Origin of the sequence: Rhizobium sp. CCGE 510 (assembly GCF_000292525.1) — a bacterium.
GTDB lineage: Bacteria > Pseudomonadota > Alphaproteobacteria > Rhizobiales > Rhizobiaceae > Rhizobium.
The window spans coordinates 568638-594045 of the sequence record NZ_AEYF01000045.1 but is presented as its reverse complement, the minus strand read 5'-3'; the positions used below and the strand labels follow the sequence as shown (position 1 = coordinate 594045).

General features: G+C 61.2%; 18 protein-coding genes and 1 pseudogene. 7 read left to right on the top strand and 12 right to left on the bottom strand.

Going from position 1 to position 25408, the window contains the following annotated elements; all coding sequences use genetic code 11:
- The first annotated feature begins 58 nt into the window (after positions 1 to 58).
- Together RCCGE510_RS26850 and RCCGE510_RS26845 are read left to right on the top strand one after the other, a co-directional pair.
- Positions 59 to 1161 (top strand): annotated as a pseudogene (locus tag RCCGE510_RS26850) (alpha/beta fold hydrolase).
- A 159-nt stretch (positions 1162 to 1320) separates the two neighbouring features.
- The gene (locus RCCGE510_RS26845) at positions 1321 to 2772 is read left to right on the top strand and encodes an NCS1 family nucleobase:cation symporter-1 (RefSeq protein WP_007635290.1); all 1452 of its coding nucleotides are present in this window, start codon (positions 1321 to 1323) and stop codon (positions 2770 to 2772) included.
- 58 nt (positions 2773 to 2830) lie between these two features.
- Here RCCGE510_RS26845 and RCCGE510_RS26840 read toward each other — a convergent pair whose 3' ends face one another.
- Entirely contained in the window at positions 2831 to 4714 is a 1884-nt protein-coding gene (locus RCCGE510_RS26840) for a methyl-accepting chemotaxis protein (protein WP_007635289.1), read from the bottom strand.
- A 459-nt stretch (positions 4715 to 5173) separates the two neighbouring features.
- On the opposite strand from RCCGE510_RS26840, the gene corA reads away from it, so the two are divergent.
- Positions 5174 to 6217 carry a magnesium/cobalt transporter CorA gene (corA, locus tag RCCGE510_RS26835; RefSeq protein ID WP_007635287.1) on the top strand — a complete coding sequence of 348 codons (1044 nt, stop codon included), beginning with the start codon at positions 5174 to 5176 and terminating at the stop codon, positions 6215 to 6217.
- A gap of 14 nt (positions 6218 to 6231) precedes the next feature.
- Here corA and RCCGE510_RS26830 read toward each other — a convergent pair whose 3' ends face one another.
- The 3 genes from RCCGE510_RS26830 to RCCGE510_RS26820 all read right to left on the bottom strand — a co-directional run bounded on the left by RCCGE510_RS26830 (position 6232) and on the right by RCCGE510_RS26820 (position 8341).
- Positions 6232 to 7005, bottom strand: a complete 774-nt coding sequence (locus tag RCCGE510_RS26830; RefSeq protein WP_037079787.1) for an aminoglycoside phosphotransferase family protein — start codon at positions 7003 to 7005, stop codon at positions 6232 to 6234.
- Positions 7006 to 7030: 25 nt separating this feature from the next.
- Positions 7031 to 7909, bottom strand: coding sequence for an MBL fold metallo-hydrolase (locus RCCGE510_RS26825; RefSeq protein WP_007635285.1), 879 nt, complete (start codon positions 7907 to 7909; stop codon positions 7031 to 7033).
- Positions 7910 to 7978: 69 nt separating this feature from the next.
- Complete coding sequence (locus tag RCCGE510_RS26820; RefSeq protein WP_037079987.1) at positions 7979 to 8341, bottom strand: hypothetical protein; 363 nt, start codon at positions 8339 to 8341, stop codon at positions 7979 to 7981.
- A 217-nt stretch (positions 8342 to 8558) separates the two neighbouring features.
- On the opposite strand from RCCGE510_RS26820, the gene RCCGE510_RS26815 reads away from it, so the two are divergent.
- From RCCGE510_RS26815 to glgB, 3 genes are read left to right on the top strand one after another with little or no spacing between them, the layout of a single operon-like run.
- The gene (locus RCCGE510_RS26815) at positions 8559 to 11783 is read left to right on the top strand and encodes an alpha-1,4-glucan--maltose-1-phosphate maltosyltransferase (RefSeq protein WP_037079984.1); all 3225 of its coding nucleotides are present in this window, start codon (positions 8559 to 8561) and stop codon (positions 11781 to 11783) included.
- Positions 11784 to 15065, top strand: coding sequence for a maltose alpha-D-glucosyltransferase (gene treS / locus RCCGE510_RS26810; RefSeq protein ID WP_007635281.1), 3282 nt, complete (start codon positions 11784 to 11786; stop codon positions 15063 to 15065). It abuts the gene before it with no gap.
- Complete coding sequence (gene glgB / locus RCCGE510_RS26805) at positions 15062 to 17272, top strand: 1,4-alpha-glucan branching protein GlgB (RefSeq protein ID WP_007635280.1); 2211 nt, start codon at positions 15062 to 15064, stop codon at positions 17270 to 17272. The genes treS and glgB overlap by 4 nt, the downstream gene beginning before the upstream one ends.
- A gap of 20 nt (positions 17273 to 17292) precedes the next feature.
- Here the strand turns inward: glgB and RCCGE510_RS26800 are convergent, their stop codons facing one another.
- The gene (locus RCCGE510_RS26800; RefSeq protein ID WP_007635279.1) at positions 17293 to 18921 is read right to left on the bottom strand and encodes a thiamine pyrophosphate-dependent enzyme; all 1629 of its coding nucleotides are present in this window, start codon (positions 18919 to 18921) and stop codon (positions 17293 to 17295) included.
- Between the two features lie 28 nt (positions 18922 to 18949).
- Positions 18950 to 20140, bottom strand: a complete 1191-nt coding sequence (locus RCCGE510_RS26795) for an amino acid aminotransferase (protein ID WP_007635278.1) — start codon at positions 20138 to 20140, stop codon at positions 18950 to 18952.
- A 154-nt stretch (positions 20141 to 20294) separates the two neighbouring features.
- Between RCCGE510_RS26795 and RCCGE510_RS26790 the strand changes: the two genes are divergently transcribed.
- A complete protein-coding gene (locus RCCGE510_RS26790) occupies positions 20295 to 20762 on the top strand; it encodes an Lrp/AsnC family transcriptional regulator (protein WP_007635277.1) in 468 nt (155 codons plus the stop codon).
- 18 nt (positions 20763 to 20780) lie between these two features.
- Here the strand turns inward: RCCGE510_RS26790 and RCCGE510_RS26785 are convergent, their stop codons facing one another.
- The 6 genes from RCCGE510_RS26785 to RCCGE510_RS26760 all read right to left on the bottom strand — a co-directional run bounded on the left by RCCGE510_RS26785 (position 20781) and on the right by RCCGE510_RS26760 (position 25377).
- Positions 20781 to 21542, bottom strand: a complete 762-nt coding sequence (locus RCCGE510_RS26785; RefSeq protein WP_007635276.1) for an ABC transporter ATP-binding protein — start codon at positions 21540 to 21542, stop codon at positions 20781 to 20783.
- Positions 21539 to 22579, bottom strand: coding sequence for an iron chelate uptake ABC transporter family permease subunit (locus tag RCCGE510_RS26780; protein ID WP_007635274.1), 1041 nt, complete (start codon positions 22577 to 22579; stop codon positions 21539 to 21541). Before RCCGE510_RS26780 ends, RCCGE510_RS26785 begins: the two co-directional genes overlap by 4 nt.
- A complete protein-coding gene (locus tag RCCGE510_RS26775; protein ID WP_007635273.1) occupies positions 22576 to 23601 on the bottom strand; it encodes an ABC transporter substrate-binding protein in 1026 nt (341 codons plus the stop codon). Before RCCGE510_RS26775 ends, RCCGE510_RS26780 begins: the two co-directional genes overlap by 4 nt.
- Positions 23602 to 23738: 137 nt before the next feature.
- Complete coding sequence (locus tag RCCGE510_RS26770; protein WP_007635272.1) at positions 23739 to 24602, bottom strand: alpha/beta hydrolase; 864 nt, start codon at positions 24600 to 24602, stop codon at positions 23739 to 23741.
- A gap of 2 nt (positions 24603 to 24604) precedes the next feature.
- Positions 24605 to 24886 (bottom strand): hypothetical protein, encoded by a 282-nt coding sequence (locus RCCGE510_RS26765; RefSeq protein ID WP_007635271.1) that lies wholly within the window; start codon positions 24884 to 24886, stop codon positions 24605 to 24607.
- Between the two features lie 26 nt (positions 24887 to 24912).
- Positions 24913 to 25377, bottom strand: coding sequence for a hypothetical protein (locus tag RCCGE510_RS26760; RefSeq protein WP_192815358.1), 465 nt, complete (start codon positions 25375 to 25377; stop codon positions 24913 to 24915).
- Positions 25378 to 25408 lie beyond the last annotated feature (31 nt).

Here is a 25408-nt window from a genome sequence, read left to right as displayed (position 1 = left end):
AACTCCTGCTGGCTTGCCGGGAATTGCTGCGGCCATCATCGTCGGTATCGCTGTTGTGATGCTTGGCGGCTGCGCCACGCGGCCATCGCCGGATGTTCTGCAACCCGTTCAACTCAATAAATCCGTTTCGCTGAGCGAGCAGGTTCATGCCGAGAAAGCCCCGGACCGGGTGAGGGTGCTCGCCGCTACAAATCGGAGCCTCGACAGCGTGCGCGGCGGTTTCGGCAGCGCATGGGCCGGGACGCTCACCTATGAGGAGTACGAGTTTTCGGTTCCTCCCGACCGAAAGGATACTGCGATCAGCTATCCGACCGCGAAGCCGGATCCCGAACGACAGTTTGCTGTCATCGAGCGCGAGCAACTGCCGAAGGATGCCTTCGTGCAACAGGCGCTCGGTTCCGTGCAGGCCGACGGCACCATCGGCATTTTCGTGCATGGCTACAACTACAGTTACCAGGAAGCGCTTTTTCGCACTGCGCAGATCGCCGCGGATGCGAATATACCGGGTGCTCCAATTCTGTTTTCCTGGCCGTCGGCCGCGGCGGTCGCCGGCTATGTCGCCGACCGCGATGCGGCGCTCGCCTCGCGCACCGAACTCGCCTCGCTCGTCACGTCACTCTCGGCTTCGGGCAAGGTGAAGCGCATTGTCCTTTTCGGACACAGCATGGGCGGGTTTCTGGTTATGGAAACGGTGCGCCAGCTCAAGCTGCAGCATCGCGACGATGTCATCGGCAATTGGCGGTGTTGCTCGCCGCCCCCGACATCGATGTCGACGTTTTCCGCGCCCAGCTGAAGGACGTCGGGCGGATGCCGATCCCGATATCGCTTCTCGTTTCGAAGGACGACCGGGCGCTCGTGGCATCGAGTTTCATCGCCGGAGAGCGTCCGCGCGTCGGACGCCTCGATATCGACGATCCCGTCGTCGAGGAGGCTGCCGTGAAGGAAAGGCTTCGGGTCACCGACATCACCTCGATCCAAGCGTCCGACGGGCTGGGGCACGACCGCTACGCATCGCTCGCCAGGTTCGGCGCGCAGCTCGCCTCCTTCGAGAGCGGCAGGCGTTCGACCGCCGGTGACGTCGGCGCCTACGTCTTCGACGCCGCAGGCGCCGCGGTTGCAAGCCCGTTCCGCCTGGCTGGACGTGTCGTCGGCGCGCAGTGAACGCCTTCGGCTAATGACCGGTCCAGTTCCGGCGATGGCTAATTCTCAGGCATCGCCAAGAGATGTGCATAATGTGACTATTAAATTGTCAGATGCATAAAGGAGGAGCAGACTTCCGGCTGTGGTCGATTTGACCTCAGGGGATATGGGAGGGCATTCATGAGCATTCGAAATCCGTCTCCCTCGTTGTACAACGAGGATCTTGCACCCGCCGAGGAGCGCAAATGGGGTGCATTCAGTATCTTTAACGTCTGGACATCTGACGTTCACAGCCTGTGGGGCTACTATCTGGCGGCGAGCCTGTTCCTGCTGTGCGGCAGCTTCATCAATTTCGTCATCGCCATCGGCATCGGCTCCCTGGTCATCTTCGTGTTGATGAGCCTGGTCGGCAATGCCGGCGTGCGCACCGGCGTGCCTTTTCCGGTGCTGGCGCGCGCCTCCTTCGGAACTTTCGGGGCGAATGTACCGGCCCTGGTTCGGGCCGTGGTCGCCTGCTTCTGGTACGGGGCGCAGACCGCCGCCGCATCCGGCGCCATCGTTGCCTTGCTGATCCGCAACGACAGCCTGCTCGCTTTTCATCAGAACAGCCATTTCCTCGGCCACTCGACCCTCGAGGTCATCTGCTACGTGATCGTCTGGGCGCTGCAGCTGCTGATCATTCAGAGGGGGATGGAAACGGTTCGCAAGTTCCAGGATTGGGCAGGTCCGGCCGTCTGGATCATGATGCTGATTCTTGCGGTCTATCTGGTCATCAAATCAGGGACCTTCTCCTTCGGTGCCGAGATCCCGCGGGACGTGCTGATCGAGAAGACCAAGGATGCCGGCGTGCCGGGCGAGCCAGGCTCGGTCGCAGCGCTTGCCGCCGTGGCTGCCACCTGGATCACCTATTTCGCGGCGCTCTACCTGAATTTTTGCGATTTCTCGCGTTACGCAACGAATGAAAAGGCGCTCAGGAAAGGCAATCTTTGGGGACTGCCAATCAATCTCCTGGCGTTCTGCCTCGTCGCAGGTGTGACGACCACAGCCGCCTTCACCGTCTACGGGGAGGTCCTGCTGCATCCGGAAATGATATCGGCGAAATTCGAAAGCTGGTTCCTGGCGCTGCTTGCGGCACTGACATTTGCGATCGCAACACTCGGCATCAACGTCGTGGCGAATTTCGTGTCGCCGGCCTTCGACTTCGCCAATGTCTTCCCGCGCCAGATCAACTTCAAACGCGGGGGATACATCGCCGCCATGATTGCACTCGTGCTTTACCCGTTTGCCCCGTGGGAGACGGGTGCAGCGCACTTTGTCAATTTCATCGGATCGACGATGGGACCGATCTTCGGCGTGATGATGGTGGACTACTATCTCATCCGCAAGAGCCAGCTGAACGTCGAGGCGCTCTACCATGAGAACGGCGAGTTCCGCTTCCAGAATGGATGGCACGGCAATGCCTTCATCGCATTCGCGGTCGGCGCGCTGTTCTCCTCGATCCTGCCGACCTTCACCAGCATCCTGCCGGATTGGTGGGGTACCTATGGCTGGTTCTTCGGCGTCGGAATCGGCGGGGCGATCTATTTCGTGCTGAGAATGGGCGCGCGGCGCAATCCAGCCTTCGCGTCATGACAAACGAAAGGCGCCCGGCATTGCCGGGCGCCTTTTGTCGGCTGCTGTTACAGATAGTTCAGCGGCGAGCGGCAACCGCATGCACCGCTGCACGGGCCACTGGTTGCTCCATCGTTCTAGCGGTGGAGCGAAGGGCTGAGGATTGGCTGGAGGCGACGTCATCGAGCTTGAACTGGCTGATGAGCTCGCGCAGCGTCTGGGCCTGCTGGGCTAGCGAATCGGAGGCAGCGGTCGATTGTTCGACCATGGCCGCGTTCTGTTGCGTGGTCTGATCCATGCGATTGACGGCGATGTTGACTTCGCTGAGGCCGACCGACTGCTCTTTCGCCGAGGTGGCGATCGAATCCATGTGGTGATTGATCTGGGTGATGAAGCCACCGATGGTCTTCAGGGCCTGGCCGGTGTCGCGCACCAGCTTGACACCGCTTTCCACCTCTTTCGACGAGTTCTGGATAAGCCCCTTAATCTCTTTGGCAGCCGTTGCAGAACGCTGTGCGAGTTCGCGCACCTCCTGGGCGACGACGGCAAAGCCCTTGCCGGCCTCGCCGGCTCTTGCCGCTTCCACGCCGGCATTCAGCGCGAGAAGATTGGTCTGGAATGCAATTTCATCGATGACGCTGATGATGTTGGAAATCTGCTGCGACGAGGTCTCGATCCGCCCCATTGCCTCTTCGGCGTGGGACACGACCTCGGCGGAGATGCCGGCGCTGCGATTTGCCTCGGTAGCGACCGTGCGCGTCTCCTCGGTTCGCTTGCTGGAGTTCGACACATTCGCCGTGATCTCTTCCAGTGCAGCCGCAGTCTCTTCGAGCGACGCTGCCTGTTCCTCCGTGCGCTTGGAAAGATCGCCCGCACCCGAGGAGATCTCCCGCGAGCCTTCATCGATCGTGCCAATGCTTTCAGAAATCGCTCGAAGCGTTGTCCCAAGCTGCGTGACGGACTGGTTGAAGTCATGGCGCAGCGCCTCGAAGTCGGGAGCAAAGGCGTCGTTGAGTTGGAAGGCCAGGTCGCCCGCGGCCAACCGCTTCAGACCGGCGGCTAGGCCCGAGGTGGCGATGCGTAGCCGCTCCGAGGCGTCAGCTTCGGCCTGCCTCTGCGCGGCAACGCGGTCGGTCTCTGCTCTAATGCGATTCTCTTCGGCTTCCATTGCCATCCGCTTGTTGGTGATTGCGGCCTGGCGGAAGATTTCGACCGCTCCTGCCATCGACCCGATTTCGTCGGCGCGGTCAGCAAACGGGATCTTCGAACCGGTGTCCCCCTCGGCCAGCCCCCGCATCGAAGCGGTGATGCCCGTAATCGGATTGGCGATGCTCGTCAGCACGAAGGCGACAGCGCCGAGAACGAGCAATCCGGCAACACCGATCGTTGCAAGCAGATAGAATTCAATGGAGGCGAAGGTCTCCTTACTGAGGTCGGCAGCCGTCTTGCTGCCGCTGACGTTCAATTCGACCAGGGCCGCCGTGGCTTCCTTGAGCTTGTCCGAATAAGAGCGCATCCCTCCGCCAAGATATTCTCCGGCTTCTTCGGTCTTGTTGGCGCGAGAAAGATCGAGCAGCTGCGAACTACTGGTGATGTAGCCTTCGACGCTTTCCTTGATCGTCTTGATCAACTCGCGCTCGTGGTCGGATGAAACCAGCGGAAGGTAGGCGTCCGCCGATTTGCGAATCGCATCCTCAGCGACCTTGATGGCCTCTTCGCGTGTTTTCTTTTCCGCTTCCGTCTGCGCGATGATGTGATCGCGGTAAACGAGGCGCAAATTCGTCATGGCGAGATTGATCGCCTGCGAAGCCTGCACGCTCGGCAGCCAATTGCTGGCAATCTCTTCCGTCGAGCCGTTCGTATTCCGAAGACCATCGACGGCGAGATAGGCGACAAGGCCGAAAAGAAGAGCTATGCCACTGAAAATCAACAGTAAACTTGATTTGATGTTGGGGCGACGCATTGAAAGTCCTCGATCGAACTTCCGGCTTCAGGCCGGACTGGATGAGGATTTTCTAACAAAAACAATTTAACGATTTGCTCAATTTGTAAAACGCCGTTTACCACTTTTTGGAAAGCCGAAGCCGCTTTTGCGCAAAATATGAAGGCGCCGGAATGTTTAGCGATTCGTCGCCGGAGCTGAGTGCACTGATCATTCCGATGCAGGCCGCCGTTTCGCAACCTGTCGATGAGGCGCAGGCACGCACAGTCCGCTCCGTCGCCCAACTTCGATCGCAAGGCGTACCGACTATCGATCATCTCCAGCTCATGGATTGCTCCGCGCCTTGACACGATGAAGGCGCTAGGTCAGCCCTGGGTTTCGAGGCGGATGCATGTTTTACGAAATAGCATTATGATGGGTTGACCGTCTGACCGGCAGACGGATGGGTGATCCGTGCGGGAATAGCGAGGACGGCAGGATTTGGAACAGCTCAAGGATCTGGACAGTGTTTCCCCTCGGGCCGGCAGCGGTTCGGCATCGCCGCCCTATGAACGTCCAGGCGTCGTGGCCGCTGCCGTTTACCAGCATGGGCAACGCATTCGCGACATCAGGATAGAAGAGGCCGGCGAATGGCGAGGCCGGGACAATGCCGTCGTCTGGATCGGCCTGCACGAGCCGGATGAAGTACTGCTGCACCAGGTCCAGGCCGAGTTCAATCTCCATGCCCTGGCGATCGAGGACGCGGCTCAGCCCCACCAGCGACCGAAGCTGGAGACCTATGGGGACGCGATGTTCATCGTCGCTCGCACCGCCCATATGAAGGACGACGAAATCATTTTCGGCGAAACGCATTTGTTCGTCGGTCGCGGTTACGTCGTCTCGGTCCGCCACGGGGACTCATCCTCGTACCTGTCGGTGCGACAGCGGTGCGAGGCGACGCCAACGGCGCTGGCTCACGGCGAGAATTACATTCTTTATTCCATCCTGGATTTCATCGTCGACAACTACATGCCGGTCATCGAGGTCGTGCAGGAGGAGGTTGAAAAACTCGAAGATCTGGTGCTGCGCGAACAGCTGGCAAAATCCGACATCGAACGGCTTTACCTGTTGCGGCGCAAGCTGCTGCGGTTGCGCAATGCCGTGGTGCCGCTGGTGGATGTCTGCCAGCGATACGAGCATGTCGACCTTCCGGGCATGGATCCGACGCTGCAGTCGCTGTTTCGCGATGTCACCGATCACGTTCGCCGGGTTCAGGAGGATATCGATGCGCTGCGCGAAGTGCTGGCCTTCGCCTTCGAGGCGAGCGTCATGATCGGTCAGACGGAGCAGACGGCGATTGCCCGCAAGCTTGCCGCCTGGGCGGCGATCCTCGCTGTTCCCACCGCGATCGCCGGTATCTACGGCATGAATTTCAGCGATATGCCGGAACTGAAATTCCAGTATGGCTATTTCTTCGTGCTGGGTGTCATTGCCGTCTTGTGTCTGGGCCTGTTTGGTTTCTTCCGCCGAAGGAAGTGGCTGTAATTGTTGGAGGCGCGTCATCGCAGCGCGCGCAGCAGCCGATCCCGATGGTTGCTGATGTAGTCGATGTCGCTTAGATACAGCCGAGCGTCTCCTGCCGCTACGTCTTCCACGAAGGTCTTGTCTCCGGCCGAGGCCCTTGTTTGCATGAAATCGACGAGCGCCTGAAGCCGCCTGCAGATCGTCTCCGGCAGCTGGCGCCGCTCTTCTGCCGTCGTGCCGTAGGCCTTGCAGAAGATCTCTGCCCGCCGCAGCTGTTCATCGAGGCCCGATATCACGCCGGGGTTGGAGGGATCGGACAAGGGCGCCCAGCGGTAAACCCCATAGGCCAGATCCCATAGGCGCGGCGCGGGATGAGCGGCGTCGAAATCGATGATCCCGACAGCCTCATGCTGCGCCGTGGCGACGTTGTAGGGCGCATAGTCTCCGTGACAGACGATCTCGCGTGGTTCCTGCGGCGGCAGCATCCATGTCTGGACCTCGCCATCCCCCTCCAGAAATCCGTGAGATGCCGAATGAAAGTCGCGCAGAAGCCTGGCCGCAGAAATCAGCATGGTCTCCGATCCGACAAGCGGGTCACCCAGGTCTTCGCAGACGCGCCCGGCGACGAAGCTAACGACGTCCTGGTTTTCCGCAGAGATTTCGATGGGCTCCGGCGCCGCTAGAAAGCCTCCGCTTCTGAGGTGCCGCAAAAACCGGTGCACCGTCGGCGTCCATGCGCCTGATGGTCTGATGACAGTGTTGCCGTTGCGCCAGATCTGCCCGGCTCGCCCGCCCTCCAATGGTTTCACGTCATGGTCTCCTGCATGCGATCCCCTATGCGTGATTCCGTTTTTCGATATGGGCCTGAACCGTGGCGGCAAGATTGGTCTGGTGGCAGTTCCGGTAGAATGTCAGTGTATCCAAAGGCATCCCGTCGGGAATGGTGACGAAATCTTCAAGCTGCAAGCCACTTGAGCGACTGAGTTCATCCGCCAGTTGGCTTTCGCTCAACCCATCGACACGAGCAGCGAGGGCTTCGAAATAGCCGAGGTTCACCTTCACCGTCGAAGGTGAAGACGTCTGGCCATGCGCCGGGATGACCAGTGTTGCATCAAGGTCACGGATCCGCTCCAGCGAGGAGCGGATCAGGCGAAGGTCTTCGGCACTTTTGCTCCAGACTTCGGGAATGGGGTATTCGACCGCGTCGACCGCCAGGCAGATGCGAAGTTCGGGGATCCATACGGCGATATGGTCGGGCGTGTGCCCGGGCGTATGGATCGGTTCAAGCGTCAGATCGCCACCGTTGAGCACCATCGAGCCGGAGAAGGTGATATCGGGTCCGACGAGCTCGACATTCCGAAACCTTGAATCTTGGCTCGCCTTGTCTCTGAGGATCTGCTGCGCCGAGGGATCACGCAAGCGGTCGAGCGCCCCGGCATGCGCTATGATGGGAGCGCGGCCGGCAATGGCCTCATTTCCCCAGAAATGATCCCAATCCATGTGCGAATTGATGACGATCAGCGGGCGAGCCGCAGCCTTCTCTTCGAGCAGATCCAGGGCCATCCGGCATAATTCGGGCGTCCCGAGCGTATCGATCAGAACGTTGAACCTCTCGGTCCGGACAAACACGCCATCGACTTCGTCGCCCGCCCGAACGATCACGATCCGGTCGTCGAGTTCGGGATAGGAGCACAGTTCTACCGATACATCCACGTCTGGTTGCCTCTATTGCAATCGGAGTGTTTTCATTCAGTACATCAAATCTTGCTCAGGTGCCTGCCCTTAAGGATGGTGCGGCTTCCGCTTTACGGCGACATGCACATCCCAAGTTTTCATCACCGTGTTCGGCACCGCGGCTGCGCAAATCACCATGACGCTGGGTTTCGAACGGCCGAGGCTCTTCGGCGTCCATTGTGTTTGGAGCGGGACCGCGCATCGAGGAACCAGCACCTTCGCGTTGGGCTCCAACGCTTGCCATTGCTCGCTCCCCTTGGCGTTCTCAAGCGAGATGAAACGCCTGGCCTCCTCGCGGATCTCGAACAGGCCCTGCTTGTCAGGGGTAGAGCGATCGGTGTCGATGCTCCAGGCGGCGAGGCACGGGACGCACGCTGCAAGGGTTGCAGTGAAGAGTATCGTTCGAAGCACTGATGCGCCGTCAGCAGCCAAATGGGTAACCCTCCTGTGAGAGGCAAGACTACCCAAAAACGGCATGAATCCTCAAGTATTCTCCGCAGCATTGAGGGCCGTTGATGAGCGAACGTCGATGCGGTCGGTGATCTTGGTGCATCGCGAATTGGCGGTTTCGGTGGAACAACCACCGCCAAGGGAAGTTTGCATGGAAAGCAACTCGAGGCGGCGGCCGATGCCATTTTCTACGAACCAGGGTGTGTTGAGCACCCCACCCCGGATCTATTATGTCAATCCGCTTCTACTCCAGGGCATCGATGCATGGCGCGAGGTTTTCGACCATGCGGCGGATACGGGTTTCGATCGTGTGCTGACGGCGCCTCTCTTCGATCGGGGCGGGGAGCGCAGCGTCTTTGCCACGCGGGACTTCGATCGCCTCGATCCTCAACTGTCGCTCGGGAGCGCCGTCGAGGATGGGGTGGCGCGCTTGGCGGAGGCTGCCGGCAAAAGCGGCGTCGCCTTGATGATGGACCTGATGCTCGACGGCAAGGCTCGGGCTCCCGAAGCGGGCTTTCATCCTGTCGACCCCCGTCTCTCACCATTAGACCCGGCGGAGCCGATGTCCGCGATGGCAGCGGGGTCTCAATCCCGGCTTTTGGAAGAATGGACCGAACGGCTGCGAAAACTGGCCGGTCTGGGCCTCCCCGGCTATCGGGTGCTCGGGATCGATCGCGCCGCGCCGACGCTTTTTAAGTCGTTGATTTCGGCGGTGCGCGAGAAGGCGGACGCGCAATTTTTCGCCTGGACACCCGGCACCGATTTCGGGGCAAGGGATGCGATCAAGGATGCAGGCTTCGATGGATGTTTTTCATCGATGGCCTGGTGGGATCTCGACGAGAGATGGTTTATCGACGAACACCGTGTGCAGGCGCCGCTCGGCCGGCAGATCGCCTTTCCGGAGCCGCCATTCGCCCGGCGGATCGCGCACGGAACCGAGAGCCGCGAAATCCTCGAACGGCGCGCCGTCCGAGCGCTGCACCTTGCCGCCGCGCTCGGCGGCGGCGTGATGGTTCCGATGGGCTTCGAATATGGCGCAGCCACGCCGCTCGATCCGACCCATGGGAATGGAATGGGCTTGCGGGGCCTGCGCCATGATCTCGCTTTCGATATCTGCTCTCAAGTTCGCCTTGCAAACACCGAAGTCGGCAAGAACTCAGATGCGTTTGCCGCAACGCTTCGGCTCATCCGCAACGCCAATGGCCCGGTCTCAGCGCTTCTGCAATCCGAGGCGGAAGACCTTCGCAGCGCGGAGAATGTGCGCTTCATCCTAATCAACAGGGACCTTCGGAAAAGCGCGCCGGCTCCGGTTACGGCACTTCGCGAAGCGGCTTCGGGTTTTCTTCCCGTGGCTGCCGATAGCGCGGCTCTACGGCTGCGGGCAGGGGAGACGCTGGTTATCGAAGGCAAGGCACCGGCGCCAATCACATCCCGGCCCATTCTCGATATCGAGCAGGCGACGGCGTCGCCACGGCTGGCCATTGAAAACATTCTGCCGCGCGTCGATGAGGGGCGCTTCCCGGTCAAGCGAGTGGTCGGCGATATCGTCACCGTCGAGGCAGATATATTCGCAGACGGCCACGACCCGATCGCCGCAGTCCTGCTCTGGCGGCCGCTCGATGCGGCAGACTGGAACGAAACGGAGATGCAACTGGTCGAAAACGACCGCTGGCGCGGCGAATTCCTGCTGGAGCGCACCGGCCGCTATGAATTTGCCGTCGAGGCATGGAAGAATCTGTTTGCGATCTTTCGCTACGAACTGACGAAGAAGAACGATGCTAGGCTGGACCTGAAGCTCGAGCTGCAGGAGGGGGTGAACCTCGTCCGTTCGGCTGAGACGCAGGCCAGCACAGCGCTCGGCGCCGAATTGAAAGCCCTCGCCGGCCGGCTCGAACAAGCGCCGGATGCCGAGCGCACGGCGATCCTGCTTGATCCCCAAACATCGGAACTGATGAACAAGGCCGACAGGCGGCCGTTTCGGCTTCGCTCCGTGGCGAGCGCCGTCGATGCCGAACGCAAGGCCGCCGCCTTTGCCAGTTGGTACCAGATCTTCCCGCGCTCGCAGAGCGGCGATCCGGACCGGCACGGCACATTCGACGATGTCATCGCAAGATTGCCCGCCATTCGCGACATGGGCTTCGACGTGCTCTATTTCCCGCCGATTCATCCGATCGGTTCGACCAACCGGAAAGGCCGCAATAACAGCCTGAAAGCCGGGCCTGACGATCCCGGAAGTCCCTATGCCATCGGGTCGGAGGAGGGCGGCCATGACGCCATCCATCCCGAGCTCGGTGAATTCGAGGATTTCCGGCGTCTGGTCGAGGCGGCGGGCCGGCATGGCCTGGAGATTGCCCTCGACCTCGCCATCCAGGCGTCGCCGGATCACCCCTGGCTGAGGGAGCATCCTGGCTGGTTCGACTGGCGTCCCGACGGCACGATCAAATATGCCGAAAACCCGCCGAAGAAATACGAGGACATTGTCAACGTCGATTTCTACACCAGGGATGCGCTGCCTTCGCTGTGGGTTGAGCTCAGGGATGTCGTTCAGCTTTGGGTGGACCAGGGCGTCAAGCTGTTTCGCGTCGACAATCCGCACACCAAACCCTTTCCGTTCTGGGAATGGCTGATCGGCGATATCAGGGCGCGTCATCCCGATGTCGTCTTCCTGTCGGAAGCCTTCACCAAGCCGAAGGTCATGTACCGGCTGGCAAAGATTGGCTTCTCCCAGTCCTACACTTATTTCACCTGGCGCAACGCCAAGTGGGAGCTCGAGCAATATATGCGCGAGCTGACGCAGACGGCGGCGAAGGAATTCTTCCGCCCGCATTTCTTCGTCAACACCCATGATATCAATCCGGATTTCCTCCAGAACGCGCCGCGGTCGGCCTTCCTGATCCGCGCAGCCCTTGCCGCCACCCTCTCGGGCCTATGGGGCGTTTATAACGGTTTCGAACTTTGCGAGGGGCGGCCCGATGCCAAGCGCAAGGAATATGCCGACAGCGAGAAATACGAGATCCGCGCCTGGGACTACGACCGACCGGGCAACATCATCGCCGAAATCAGCATGCTCAACCGCATCCGGACCGAAAATACCGCGCTGCATTCGCATCTCGGGCTGACGCTGCTGAACGCGCGCAATGACAATATCCTGTTCTTCGAAAAGGCAAGCCGTGCGCGTGACAACGTCCTGCTGATCGCCATCAGCCTCGACCCCCACAATTTCCAGCAAAGCGATGTCGAGCTGCCGCTCTGGCAGTGGGCACTCGGGGATGGCGGCACGCTGGATGCCGAAGATCTGATCGGCGGGCATCGTTTCAAGTGGAGCGGAAAATGGCAGAGCATCGGGCTTAATCCCCACGTCCTGCCCTATGCGATCTGGCGTATTCGCTCAAAGGAGGCATGAATGGACACGACGAATACCGATGGTTCGCATCAGCCGCTGTGGTACAAGGATGCGATCATTTACCAGCTGCACATCAAGTCGTTCTACGACGCCAATGGTGACGGGGTCGGCGATTTCGCCGGGCTGCACCAGAAGCTCGATCACATCGCAGCGCTCGGCGTTAACGCCATCTGGCTGCTGCCGTTCTTTCCCTCTCCGCGCCGCGACGACGGCTATGATATCGCCGACTACGGCAATGTCAGCCCCGATTACGGCACCGTTGAGGATTTTCGCGCCTTCGTCGATGCCGCCCACCAGCGCAATATCCGCGTCATTATCGAGCTCGTCATCAACCACACCTCCGACCAGCATCCCTGGTTCCAGCGCGCTCGCCAGGCGCCGGCGGGATCGCCGGAGCGCGACTTCTACGTCTGGTCGGATACCGATCAGAAATTTCCGGAAACGCGCATCATTTTCATCGATACGGAAAAATCCAACTGGACATGGGACGCCACCGCCGGCGCCTATTATTGGCACCGCTTCTACTCCCACCAGCCCGACCTGAATTTCGACAGCCCGCTCGTCATGGAGGAACTGCTGAAGGTGATGCGCTTCTGGCTGGAAACCGGCATTGACGGTTTCCGCCTCGACGCAATCCCCTACCTCGTCGAGCGTGAGGGGACGATCAACGAAAACCTGCCGGAGACCCATGCTATCCTCAAACGCATCCGCGCAGCCCTCGACGCCACCCATCCCGGCGTGATGCTGCTTGCCGAGGCCAATCAATGGCCGGAGGACACGCGGGAGTATTTCGGCGAGGGTGACGAATGCCATATGGCTTTTCACTTCCCGCTGATGCCGCGCATGTATATGGCGATCGCCAAGGAGGACCGGTTTCCGATCACGGATATCCTGCGGCAGACGCCTGAGATTCCTGAAAATTGCCAATGGGCGATCTTCTTGCGCAACCACGACGAGCTGACGCTCGAAATGGTGACCGACGCAGAGCGCGACTATCTCTGGGAAACTTACGCATCCGACAAGCGTGCCCGTATCAATCTCGGTATCCGGCGGCGCCTGGCGCCGCTGATGGAGCGCGACCGCCGGCGGATCGAGCTGATGAACGCGCTGCTTCTCTCGATGCCGGGAACGCCGGTCATCTACTACGGCGACGAGATCGGCATGGGCGACAATATCTATCTCGGCGACCGGGATGGGGTGAGGACACCGATGCAATGGTCTCCGGACCGCAACGGCGGCTTCTCCAGGGTGGACCCGGCGCGTCTCGTCCTGCCGCCGGTTGCCGACCCGCTTTACGGTTTCGAGGCCGTCAACGTCGAGGCGCAGAGCACGGACGCGCATTCGCTGCTCAACTGGACGCGCAAGATGCTGGCGCTGCGCGGCAGGCATCCGGCCTTCGGCCGTGGTTCGCTGCGGTTCCTCGCACCGGAGAATCGCAAGATCCTCGCCTATCTCAGGGAATATGAAGGCGAGACCCTGATGTGCGTCGCAAATCTCTCGCGGCTGCCCCAGGCCGTCGAACTCGACCTGTCGAGCTTCGAGGGCCGCGTGCCGATCGAATTGACCGGCATGTCGCCCTTTCCCCCGATCGGGCAGCTGACCTATCTGCTGACACTGCCACCCTACGGCTTTTTCTGGTTCCAGCTGGAAGCCGATGCCGACCCGCCGGCCTGGCGGACCGCGCCGCCGGAGCAGCTTCCCGATCTGGTGACGATGGTCATCCGCCGTGGCCTGCTCGATCTTGTTGACGAACCCAAGCTTAGCCGAGTCCTCAGTAATGAAATTCTGCCTGCCTATCTCGGCAAGCGGCGGTGGTTCGGGGCGAAGGACCAGCCGTTGCAGGCGGCGCGTCTGATCTCCGCAACGCCGATCCCGTTTGCCGAGGGGATCGTTCTCGGTGAATTGGAGGTCGTGCTGCCGAACCATAGCGAATCCTACCAGCTACCGCTGGCGGTCGCCTGGGACGATGCGCAACCCTCCGTACTGACCCAGCAGCTCGCGCTCGGACGGATTCGCCAGGGCAGGCGGGTCGGCTTCCTGACGGACGGATTTGCCGTGGAAGCGATGGCGCGCGGCATCCTGCGCGGGCTTGGCGACCGCTCGCGCAGCACCGGCCGCACCGGCACCCTAGAATTTCTCGGCACGGAGCGCCTCGACCGTCTCGCTGTCACCGACGACCTTCCGGTGCATTGGCTCTCGGCCGAGCAGTCCAATAGTTCGCTGATCGTCGGCGACCTCGCGATGATCAAGCTGATCAGGCACATCTTCCCCGGAATTCATCCGGAAGTCGAGATGACGCGCTATCTCACCCGCGCCGGCTATGACCACACCGCGCCTCTGCTGGGCGAGGTCGCGCACACGGATTCCAGCGGACGCCGCTCGACATTGATCATCGTTCAAGGCGCGATCCGCAATCAGGGCGATGCCTGGAACTGGATGTTGAACAATTTGCGCCGTGGGGCAGACGAACTCGTGCTAAACGACCCGGCCGTCCAACCCGGCGACGACGTCTTCCAGCCGCTGATCAGCTTCGTCGCCATGGTCGGCATGCGGCTCGGGGAACTGCATGTCGTGCTCGCCGGCGAGACCGGCGACGAAGCCTTCAGCCCGGTCGTCGCTGGCGACAATGAGGTCGACGCGATGAAGAAGGCGGTTGCCGGCGAAGTCGCCTATGCCATGTCGAAACTATCAGAACGCGAGGAGAATGCCGATCCGGCGATCGACCTGCTCGCAGCCCCGTTGCTCAAGCGCCGCTCCGAACTCGCCGAGCTCGCCGCGACGCTGGCGGAGGCCGCACGCCATACGCTGATGACACGCACGCATGGCGATTTCCATCTTGGCCAGATCCTCGTCAGCGAGGGCGATGCCGTCATCATCGACTTCGAGGGTGAGCCTGCAAAAAACCTGGCCGAGCGCCGCGCCAAGACGAACCCGCTGCGCGATGTCGCCGGGCTTCTGAGATCGCTGAGTTACCTCGTGGCCACCGCCCAGCTCGACAACGACGCCATCATCGAGCACGAAAACGACGTCCGGCGCGACGCCATCGCCCGCTTTGGGCGCCAGGCGGAGGAAGCTTTCCTTGGCGCCTATTCGCAAGCGGTATCGGCATCGAAGGCGCTTGACATGCCGCCCGGTCAACGACGGAGGGTTCTCGATGCCTTTCTTCTCGAAAAGGCCGCCTATGAGATCGCCTATGAAGCCCGCAACCGGCCGAAATGGCTTCCGATTCCGCTCTCCGGCTTCACCGAAATCGTCTCGCGTCTGGCAGGGGTGCCGGCATGAATGTTGAGCGCTCGGAACTTCTGGCAGGCATCGGACAGGATGAGCTCCACGCCCTGATCGACGGACGCCACGGCGATCCCTTCTCGATCCTCGGCCCCCATGAGAGCAGCGGCATGACGATTGTGCGGGTTTACCTGCCTGGCGCCGACGCGGTCGATCTCATCGAGGCGGCGAGCGGTCGAGTGGTGGCGCCTTTCAGCACCACCCACCCGGCAGGCCTGTTTGCGGCGGCGACGGTCGCTAGGGCTGGATACCGGCTACGGATCACCTGGCCGGATGCCGTTCAGATCACCGAGGACCCCTATAGTTTCGGCCCGCTGCTTGGAGAACTCGACCTCCATCTGATCTCGGAGGGCACCCACTATAGCTTGAGCCGAACGCTCGGCGCCGTGGCGATGTCGATCGACGGCATATCAGGCGTCCGTTTCGCCGTCTGGGCTCCGAACGCGCGGCGCGTTTCGGTTGTCGGCGACTTCAACGCCTGGGACGGCCGGCGCAACCCGATGCGGCTAAGACAGTCGGCGGGCGTCTGGGAGCTGTTCATTCCCCGGCTGGCGCCCGGCGAAAGATACAAATTCGAGATCGTCGATGCTGCGGGAACCTGCCTGCCACATAAGGCCGATCCGGTGGCGAGGGCGAGCGAGGCCGCCCCATCCACAGCATCCATCGTCGCATCGTCGACGCCATTTCGATGGAGCGATGACGGCTGGATGAAGGGCCGATCCCGGCAGGCGAGGCTGGAGGGGGCGGTCTCCGTTTATGAGGTGCATGTCGGCTCTTGGCTCCGCGACCAGAAGGATGGCAACAGGTCGCTCGACTGGGTCGAGCTCAGCCAGCGGCTTGTTCCCTATGCCCGGGACATGGGCTTTACCCATATCGAGCTGCTGCCGATCATGGAGCATCCGTTCGGCGGCTCCTGGGGCTATCAGCCGCTCGGGCTGTTTGCCCCGACCGGCCGATACGGGACACCTGAGGACTTCGCCTATTTCGTCGACCGCTGCCATGGCGCCGGGCTCGGCGTCCTCCTCGACTGGGTGCCGGCCCATTTTCCCACAGACGTCTGGGGTCTTGCCCGTTTCGACGGCAGCGCGCTCTACGAGCACGAGGATCCGCGCGAGGGCTTTCACCGGGACTGGAACACGTTAATCTACAATCTCGGCCGCAACGAGGTGAAAGGCTTCCTGATTGCCAGTGCGCTGGAATGGCTCGAGCGATACCATATCGACGGGTTGCGCGTCGATGCCGTGGCCTCCATGCTTTATCGCGACTACAGCCGCAACGAAGGCGAGTGGATTCCCAACCAATATGGCGGCCGGGAAAATTTGGAAGCGGTCGAATTCTTCAAGCACTTGAACAGCATCATTCACGAGCGTTGCCCGCATGCGATGATGATCGCCGAGGAATCGACGGCATGGCCTGGGGTGACCAAGCCGCCCGAGCAGGGCGGCCTCGGTTTCGACATCAAGTGGAACATGGGCTGGATGCATGACAGCCTGAGCTACATCGAGAAAGATCCGGTCTATCGGAGCCATCATCATGGTACGATGACATTCGGCATGATCTATGCCTATTCCGAGCGTTTCATGCTGCCGATTTCCCATGACGAGGTCGTCTATGGCAAAGGCTCGCTGCTGACGAAGATGCCGGGCGACGAATGGCAGAAATTCGCCAATCTGCGCAGCTATCTGGCTTTCATGTGGGGTCATCCCGGCAAGAAACTGCTGTTCATGGGGAGCGAAATCGCCCAGCCGGGCGAGTGGAACCACGATGCTTCGGTGACCTGGGATGTCCTGGATCGGCCTCAGCATGTCGGTATTCAGCGGCTGCTGAAGGATCTGAACGGCCTTTACAGGGACGAAGCCGCCTTGCAATTCGGCGACTTTCATCCCGAGGGCTTCGAATGGGCGGTTGCCGATGATGCGGTCAATTCCGTCCTCGGCATGCTCCGTTTTGCCCCGGACCGCACTTCCTCGCTCCTGGTCGTCTCGAACTTCACGCCGGTGCCGCGTTACGGCTACAGGATCGGCGTGCCTAATGATGGCGTGTGGGTCGAACGGATCACGACGGATGCGCGGGAATATGGCGGCTCCGGGCTCGTCAACGGTGCGCTGTCGAGCGAACCCATACCTGCCCACGGCAGGCCAACCTCCCTGTCGCTGACGCTGCCGCCACTGGCGACGATCTTTCTCAAAGGACCGTCGTCCTGAAAAGGCTCAGGACCTCTGCCTCATTCGGCGTGCGGCGCCGGATGGATGAAAGGCCAAGGGCTTGCCTCCGATCCCTTTTCGATCGGAACCTCGATGAGAACCGGTTCGTCGAGAGATAAGGCTTTCTCGATGGTGGTTTTCAGTTCGCCGGGGCTCGTCACCTTGAATGCGCGGATGCCGAAGCTCTCGGCAAGGGCGATAAAATCAGGATTGGTCAGGTCCGAGCCGAGATAACGGCCGTGATACGCCTGTTTCTGGTCGCGCAACACGTTGCCATAGGCCGAATTGTTGAAGACGATGGCGACGACATTGATCTTATGATGGACGGCGGTGGCAAGCTCTTGGACCCCGAACATGAAGCCACCGTCGCCTGAGACAGAGACCACAGCTTTGTCGGGATTGGCGACCTTCACACCCAAGGCGGTGTTGAAGCCAAAACCCAGATTGTCCTGATAACCACACGTCACGTATTGGCGCGGACCGTAGACCGGGAATGCGAACCGGGCGGTGAAGCCCATCTGGCTGACCTCCTCGACGAAGAAGCCGTCCCGCGGCAGCGCTTGTCGAATGGCATCGAGATAGGCAAGCTGCGGCTGCACCTCCTCGAACCGGGACCTGGCGTCTTTGTTGAGAGCGGCAAATTCGCGGGTGCGATTCTGGCTCGATGAGTCTGCCAAGGCATCGAGCAGAGCTTGCGTCCCTGACTTGGCATCCGCGACAATGCCGACATTCGGTCTGAGGCGGACCATCTCGGTCGGATCGATATCGATGCGGATCACCTTAAGGCCCTTAGGGAGCCACTTCCATCGCATGAACTGCAATTCGAGGCGGCTGCCGATGCCGATCAAGACGTCGGTGTTCTTCCAGTATTCATAGGCGGCGACGAAATTCAGGGTGTTCGGGTGGTCGTCGGCGATGATGCCCTTGCCGGAGCGATGGGAGGTGACGGGCGACTGCAGCAATTCTGCAAGCGCGGCGATCTCGGCGCCGGCACCCACGGCACCGCCGCCAACCATGATCATGGGGTTCTTGGCGCCCGATATCAGCGCCGCCGCGGCAGCGACCTGATCGGAGTTAACGGCCGGATGAGACGCTCTCGCCCCCAGGGGAAGATCGGCCTCGGGGCCGGATTGCCCAAACACGTCCCATGGGGCTTCGACCGCCCCCGGACCCTGGCGGCCGGAAAGCATCTTGCTGACGACGTCGGCCATGACAGGACCGGCCTCGGACGGGTGATTGATGCGCTCCGCCGTCTTGGTAATGCCGCGCAGCGTTGCGAGTTGATCCGGCAGCTCGTGCAACTGTCCTCTGCCCTGGCCGATCAAATGGGACATGATGTTGCCGGTGATACAAAGCACCGGCGCGTTGGCGCCGTAAGCCGTGCACAGAGCTGCGCCGGAATTGAGAACGCCGGGGCCAGGGACAACGGTATAGGCGCCGATCCGGCCGGTGGATTTGGCATAGCCGTAGGCCATATATCCGGCGCCCTGTTCGTGCCTTGTGTGGATGAACCGAACTTTGTCGCGGGCACCGTAGAGGGCATCGTTGAAATCATACATGTGGGCGCCCGGGATGCCGAAGACCGTGTCGATCCCATGGCCGATAAGCGAACGGGTGATCGCCTGGCCGGTCGTTTCTTTCCTGCTCATTTTTTGAACCTCAAAGGCTTGAGTTCGCTTAGGCCGCCGTCGATGATTTCAGGCAGCCTTCGGTTCGGAGCGCCGCGACAATGGCGCCGGCGTCATCCGGCTGCATGCCCGCAAGGTTCATACGACCGGAATCGGCCATGTAGATGCCATGCTTGGCTCGGAGCGCTATTGCCGTTTCTTTCGACATGGAGAGATTGGAAAACAGACCGCGCTGCTGGCGGATGAACGCCAGATCGGGAGCAGCGGCGGCAAGCGCCGCACGATTGCCGTTGACGCGCAGGCACATTTCTTCGAGTTCGGCGCGCCACATTATCGTCATCTCGGGGCTTTCGAGAATGGTTCTGACGATCGCGGCGCCATGGTCGGGCGGCATCGACCAGTTGACACGGGCGAGCGCCGCCATGTTGCTTTCGGCTTTCCTGAGGTCATCCCCATTGCGGGTCATGACGTAGAGTGCGCCGACACGCTCGCGATAGAGACCGAAATTCTTGTCGCAGGAATAGGCGATCAACGCCTCGTCGACGGCATCGAGGATCATGCGGGTCGGTGCGGCGTCCTGCTCGAGGCCGTCACCAAGCCCTTGATAGGCAAGATCGATGAACGGCACCAGTCTGTGGGTAACGAGCAGCTCGGTAATTTCTAGCCACTGCTCGATGGTGAAATCGATGCCGGTCGGGTTATGGCAGCAACCGTGAAGAAGCACGACGTCGCCTTCCCCGGCGGAAGACAAGGCAGTGATGACGCTGTCGAATTTGACCCGTTGCGACGTCAGATCCACGAAGGCGTAGTCCTTTACGGCCAGATGCGCCGAGGCAAAGATCGGCGCGTGGTTCGGCCAACTCGGCGTCCCGAGCAGAACCTTCGCCGACGGATTTGCCGTTTGGGCGAGTTCGGCGCCGAGACGCAGCGCACCGCTCCCGCCCGGTGTCTGAATGCCGACAAGGCGGTGCTCGAACTTCGGCGACTTGCCGAAAATGATGGGCTGCAGCAACCGCACGAATTGCAGATCGCCTTCCGGGCCGAGATACTTCTTGCTGTCCTGGGTCTCGAGAAGAAACTGTTCCGCCGCTTTCACGGCTCGCATCACCGGCGTGCGTCCCATGCCGTCGCGATAGACGCCGACGCCGAGGTCGATCTTTCCGGCGCGCTCGTCGGCCTGAAAGGCCTTGATAAGGGCAAGCAGGCTGTCGGCTGGCCGGCCATTCAGTTTCTCAAACACAAGTCCACCTCCGTTGCGATGTTTTATCCGGAGACTAACTGAACTCTTACGGCGAATTTCTGCGATTATCTGCCTATCGTGGCGCATCCATGCAGACATTCGGCATCATTCGGTTATTCTATGCGGAAATTCTCCTTCTCTGAGCGCGTGGGCCATGCTTGACCAATTCGATATCAAATTGCTCGCTGCGCTCCAGCAAAACAGTGAGGTGACGCAAGGTGAGTTGTCGCAGAAAGTCAATCTCTCCGCGACCCAATGCGCCCGCCGTTTGGAAAGGCTGCGCAATGAGCAGTACATCCAGAGCGTCGTCGCCATCCTCAATCCCGCAAAACTGGGTTTTGCCGTCGTCGCTCATACGCTCGTCAGCCTGCGCGCGCATACGGAAGGCGGAAACGAGCGGCTCCACCGCTTCGTCGAAACCGCGCCTGAGATTCTGGAATGCTATTCGCAGACGGGCGACGCTGATTTTCTGATGAAGGTCATGACGCGCGACCTCGACCATCTCAGCCAGTTTCTCGAAAGAATGATCCGGGTCACCGACAATCTGGCTTCGGTGAAGTCAAGCATTGTCCTCAAGACGATCAAAAAAACGACTGCTTTACCGCTGCAGATCGTCACGTGAAAGCGGCTTCAGCTACTCTCATCTGAGATAGTGGATGTGCGGGCGCGAATGATAGGGTGAGGCTTCGATGCGGGCCTCGACGGAAAAGACATCGCGCAGGAGGTTCTCGCTCAGCACGTCCTGCGGCGCGCCGGAGGCGACGATCCTGCCCTGCTGCATGATGATCAACTGATCGCAGAACATGGCGGCATGGTTGAGATCGTGCAGGGCGACGATGCTGGTGATCGGCAGGCCGGAGACAAGCCGCATCAGGCCGATCTGGTGCTGGATATCGAGATGGTTCGTCGGCTCGTCGAGGATCAGCTCATGCGGCGACTGGGCGAGCGCCCTGGCGATATGGGTGCGCTGCTTTTCGCCGCCAGACAGGCTCTGCCAGCGATCGTCGCGTTTCTCCGCCATGCCGGCACGCGTCAGCGCGCCTTCGACCGCCTCTTCGTCGGCCCTGGTCCAGCCCGAGAACATCGACCGGTGCGGGAAACGGCCGAGCTTGACGACGTCGACGACCTTCAGATTGGCATTCGTTGTTGCATGTTGCTCGACGAAGGCGATGCGCCGGGCGATCGAGCGGCGGCTGATCGCGCCGATATCGTTGTGGTCGAGCGTGACGCGGCCGGAATGCGGCCGCTTCAGGCCGGCGAGAAGCCGCAGCAGCGAGGTCTTGCCCGAGCCGTTCGGACCGAGCAGGCCGAGCATTCGGCCGGGCTGCGCCTCCAGGGAAACACCGTCGAGAATGGTCTTCCTGCCAATTTTCCAGGTGAGGTTGTCGGCCTTGATGCTCATGACGCGCGCTGGAACCGGTAGAGGATAATCGAGAAGAAGGGAACACCCACCAGTGCCGTGACGACGCCGATCGGCAGAATTTGGCCGGGAATGAGGGCGCGCGCGGCAATGTCGGCGAACACCATGAAGATCGCTCCCGCGATGGCGCAGGCCGGCAGCAGGCGGATGTGGAGCGGTCCGACGACGAAGCGGGCGACATGCGGCACGACGAGGCCGACGAAGCCGATCGAGCCGACCATGCTGACGATCGTCGCCGTCATCATCGCCGTCAGCGCGAAGAGCACCAAGCGGGCGCGGCCAACATTGACGCCGAGCGAGGATGCGGCCTCGTCGCCGAAAGCGAAGGCGTCGAGCACGCGGGCGTAAAACAGACAGGCGGTAAGGCCGAGGCCGACGATAATCGAGACCAGCGCGAATTCCGGCCAGCGCACGCCGCCGAAACTGCCGAGCAGCCAGAACATCACGTCGCGGGCCTGCTGCGCATTGGCCGAGGTCGTGACGATATAGGAGGTCGTAGCGTTAAAAAGCTGTGAGGCGGCGACACCGGCAAGGATGGTGCGGTCCGCGCCGCCGCGCGTGCCGTTCGACAGCAGCGCCACGAAGAAGAAGGCGGCGAAGGCGCCGGCAAAGGCCCCGGCCGACAATGATACCGCGCCGGAGCCGATGCCTAAGATGACGATTGCGACAGCGCCTGTGGAGGCGCCGGCGGAGATGCCGAGCACGTAGGGTTCGGCGAGCGGATTGCGCAGCAGCGACTGCATGATGGCGCCCGACAGCGCCAGTCCCGCGCCGCAGAAGGCGGCGACGAGCGCCCGGCTGAGGCGATAGTCCCAGATGACAGTCTCGTGGATGCGGTTCAGTTCGACTGCGGTCCATCCGAGCCGGTTGGTGACGGCCGAAAATGTTGTCGTAAGCGGGATCGGCAGGTCGCCGATCCCGACGCTGACGCCAATGGCGACAGCGACGAGGCACAAGGAGGCGAGGAGCAGCGCGACGGCGGTTCCCAGCTGCCGGAAGAGACGGCCCGCTTCCGTCACTTCAACAGACCGAGGGCCTTCAGCTGCTCGGCCACCTGCTCGGCGCCGTAGATCGTGCGGATGGTCGGGTTCATCGCCTGGCCGTCCATGACGATCAGCGCCTTGTTCTTGACGGCCGGGATCTGGCTGACGGCCGGATCGGTGTTGAGGAAGTTGATCTTGGCCTCGGGCTTGTCGAGCTCCCAGCGGTTGCGGTCGAGGCTGGCGACGACGATCACGTCGGGATTGGCGGCAATGATGCCTTCCCAGCCGATGGTCGGCCATTCCGCTGCCGCGTCGATTGCATTGTGCCCACCGAGCAGGTCGGCGATGAAGCCGGAAGCGCTGTTCTTGCCGCCGACATAGGCATCGGCCTGCGGGCTTGGGCCGGAGAACCAGAAGACATAGGACAGGTTCTTGCCGTCCTTGGACACGCTGGAGCGGAGCTTGGCCTCACGCGCCTTGAAATCGGCGATCAGCGCTTGGCCGCGATCGGCGACGTCGAAAATCTGAGAGAGTTCGTCGATCTCTTTGTAGAGAAGATCCATGTTCCACAGCTCGCCGCGGCTGCCATACTGGTCCTTGACATCCTTGGTGCTGAGGCAGGTGCTGGGCGAGAGATAGGTGGCGACGCCGACCTTGTCGAAATCGTCGCGCTTGGCGATCTTGCTGTTCGGCCCGACCAGGCTCGGCAGGGCCACCGCCACAAAGTCCGGATTTTCGGCAAGCATCGACTCGAAGGTCGGCATTTCGACTGTGAGAAGCTTGACCTTGGCATTGGCCTCGGCGAGTTGCGGCAGGACCTTGCTCGGCCAGAAGGCGGTGCCGACCATCTTGTCCTCAAGGCCGAGCAGCAGCAGGATTTCGGCGCTGTTCTGGCCGAGGCCGATCGCCCGCTCGGGCGCCTTCTTGAAGGTCACTTCAGCGCCGCAGTTTTCCAGCGTCAGCGGGTAGGTCGTCGAACTGGCCAAAGACGGATTTGCGGCAAGGCCGATCAGGGCGGAGAGGCCGCAGGCGGCCAGAATGGATTGGAGGCTGGTCACGAAGAAATCCCCGGTGCGTGAGTGTATGCGGCCGGGGTATAGCCTCAGGAATGGCCGGAAAACAAGACTAAATAAATCAGCTTATCGCGAAATCGCCATAGTGACCTTGCTGATGGTGTAATGCGCCATCACGTGTTTCAACGCATTTCGAGAAACTCTCGAATGGCTTGCGAGAGCGCGGCCGGGTTTTCCTCGGCGACGTGGTGGCCGCTGTCTATCCCGAAGCCTCGCACGTCATCCGCCCAGTTTTGCCAGATGGCGACGGGATTACCATAGATTTGTTCCAGGTCGTCGCGCAGCGACCAGAGACAGAGCATGGGGCAGGTAACCTTTCTGCCGGCGTCGCGATCCTCGCGGTCATGAAGATGGTCGATGCGAAGGCCGGCGCGGTAGTCCTCGATCATCCCATGAATCACACCAGCGTCGTGGATGACGTCGACAAGGTCGTCATAAGCCTCCGTACCCATAAGGCTGGGCGAAAGCTTGTCGTACCATGCCAAGGGATCGGCTGAGATCGCCCGCTCCGGCTTTTCCGGCTGGGCAAAGAAGAACCAGTGGTACCAATCGCGGGCAAATTTCCAGTCGGCGCGTTCGAGATGCTCGATGACCGGGAGGCCGTCGATGATCACGAGCTTGCGCACGCAGGCCGGATAATCCATCGCCATGCGGAAGGCCGTCAGGCTGCCTCGATCATGCCCGGCGACGAAGAAGCTTTCGTGCCCCAGTCGCTGCATCAACTCGACGAGAGCTACAGCCTTGGCGCGCTTGGATGAATTACGGCTATCTGGAGCGTCAGTCGGCTGGTAGGAGCGGCCGAAGCCTGGGAGGTCGGGACAGACGAGCGTGAGGTGTGGTGATAGAAGATCCGCCACCTTGCCCCAGGTCATATGCGTGCGGGGATGGCCGTGGAGAAGTAGAACTGCCGGCCCCGAACCTCCGTGCCGCACTCGCAGTGAGCCCGAGCCGACTTCGATATGGGCGAGAGCAAAGCCGTCGAACATGTTCAGGTGAGCTTTCCCACGAGCTTTGCATAGTCTGAAAAGGTGAAGTGCTCGCCCCTCTTGTTTGCCTCGTCGGCGAGCATCAGCACACGGATGGGAAACAGGATGGCGGCGCGGTTGGAGTCGGACAGATCGTTGTCGTCATCATCCTCGACGGCCTTTCTGGCTTTCGCGAGCGCAGCATTGAGTTCCTGATGGGTGAGCAGTTCTTTCTCGACGATCGCGTCGCATATCGAGACCATTGCCATGATCAGGCCCTTGAGCTGCAGGTTGGCCGTATTCATGAGAGCTCCAATGGAGAGAGGGGAATTCAATCCGATTCGACCGGGCGGATCGTCTCGACCGAAACCACACCGTCGACGATCCCCCGTTCGACGTCGCGTCTATCCCGATCGATCTCGATGACGGTGTAGAGCTTGTCGTCGCGGAAGGCGCTGGCATTGACCGTGGTGACATCTTCGGCGGGAGCTGCATCCACTTCCATGAAGTCGAGCTCGCGCGCCGCGGCGACGATCCTCGCATCACCCGCCGTTCTGGCGGCCACCACGATAGTGCCGTGTCCGGGAGCGTTGGCCCATCTCGGATCGTCGGGCTTAGCGATCGGTTCCAGCCGGTAGATGTTCAGCATTTCGCCGCCGATGTCGGGCGAGGCTTGCGCGGCCGCATCCTGCATCTGGGCTTGGCTCTCGACCGACCTTCCGAAGGTGGTCGGGCTGGTCGCGTTGTTGATCTCTTCCTTGCCTGTCCTCGAGACGTTCGACATGTCGCTCTCCATTATCAGGTTGGAAACGACGGCCGGCCGGAAA

Bases quoted from the DNA above. Each gene is read 5' to 3' on its own strand.
- RCCGE510_RS26845 (WP_007635290.1), top strand. From the start codon at position 1,321: ATGAGCATTCGAAATCCGTCTCCCTCGTTGTACAACGAGGATCTTGCA.
- RCCGE510_RS26840 (WP_007635289.1), bottom strand. From the start codon at position 4,714: ATGCGTCGCCCCAACATCAAATCAAGTTTACTGTTGATTTTCAGTGGC.
- RCCGE510_RS26815 (WP_037079984.1), top strand. From the start codon at position 8,559: ATGCCATTTTCTACGAACCAGGGTGTGTTGAGCACCCCACCCCGGATC.
- treS (WP_007635281.1), top strand. From the start codon at position 11,784: ATGGACACGACGAATACCGATGGTTCGCATCAGCCGCTGTGGTACAAG.
- glgB (WP_007635280.1), top strand. From the start codon at position 15,062: ATGAATGTTGAGCGCTCGGAACTTCTGGCAGGCATCGGACAGGATGAG.
- RCCGE510_RS26800 (WP_007635279.1), bottom strand. From the start codon at position 18,921: ATGAGCAGGAAAGAAACGACCGGCCAGGCGATCACCCGTTCGCTTATC.
- RCCGE510_RS26790 (WP_007635277.1), top strand. From the start codon at position 20,295: ATGCTTGACCAATTCGATATCAAATTGCTCGCTGCGCTCCAGCAAAAC.
- RCCGE510_RS26785 (WP_007635276.1), bottom strand. From the start codon at position 21,542: ATGAGCATCAAGGCCGACAACCTCACCTGGAAAATTGGCAGGAAGACC.
- RCCGE510_RS26770 (WP_007635272.1), bottom strand. From the start codon at position 24,602: ATGTTCGACGGCTTTGCTCTCGCCCATATCGAAGTCGGCTCGGGCTCA.
- RCCGE510_RS26765 (WP_007635271.1), bottom strand. From the start codon at position 24,886: ATGAATACGGCCAACCTGCAGCTCAAGGGCCTGATCATGGCAATGGTC.
- RCCGE510_RS26760 (WP_192815358.1), bottom strand. From the start codon at position 25,377: ATGGAGAGCGACATGTCGAACGTCTCGAGGACAGGCAAGGAAGAGATC.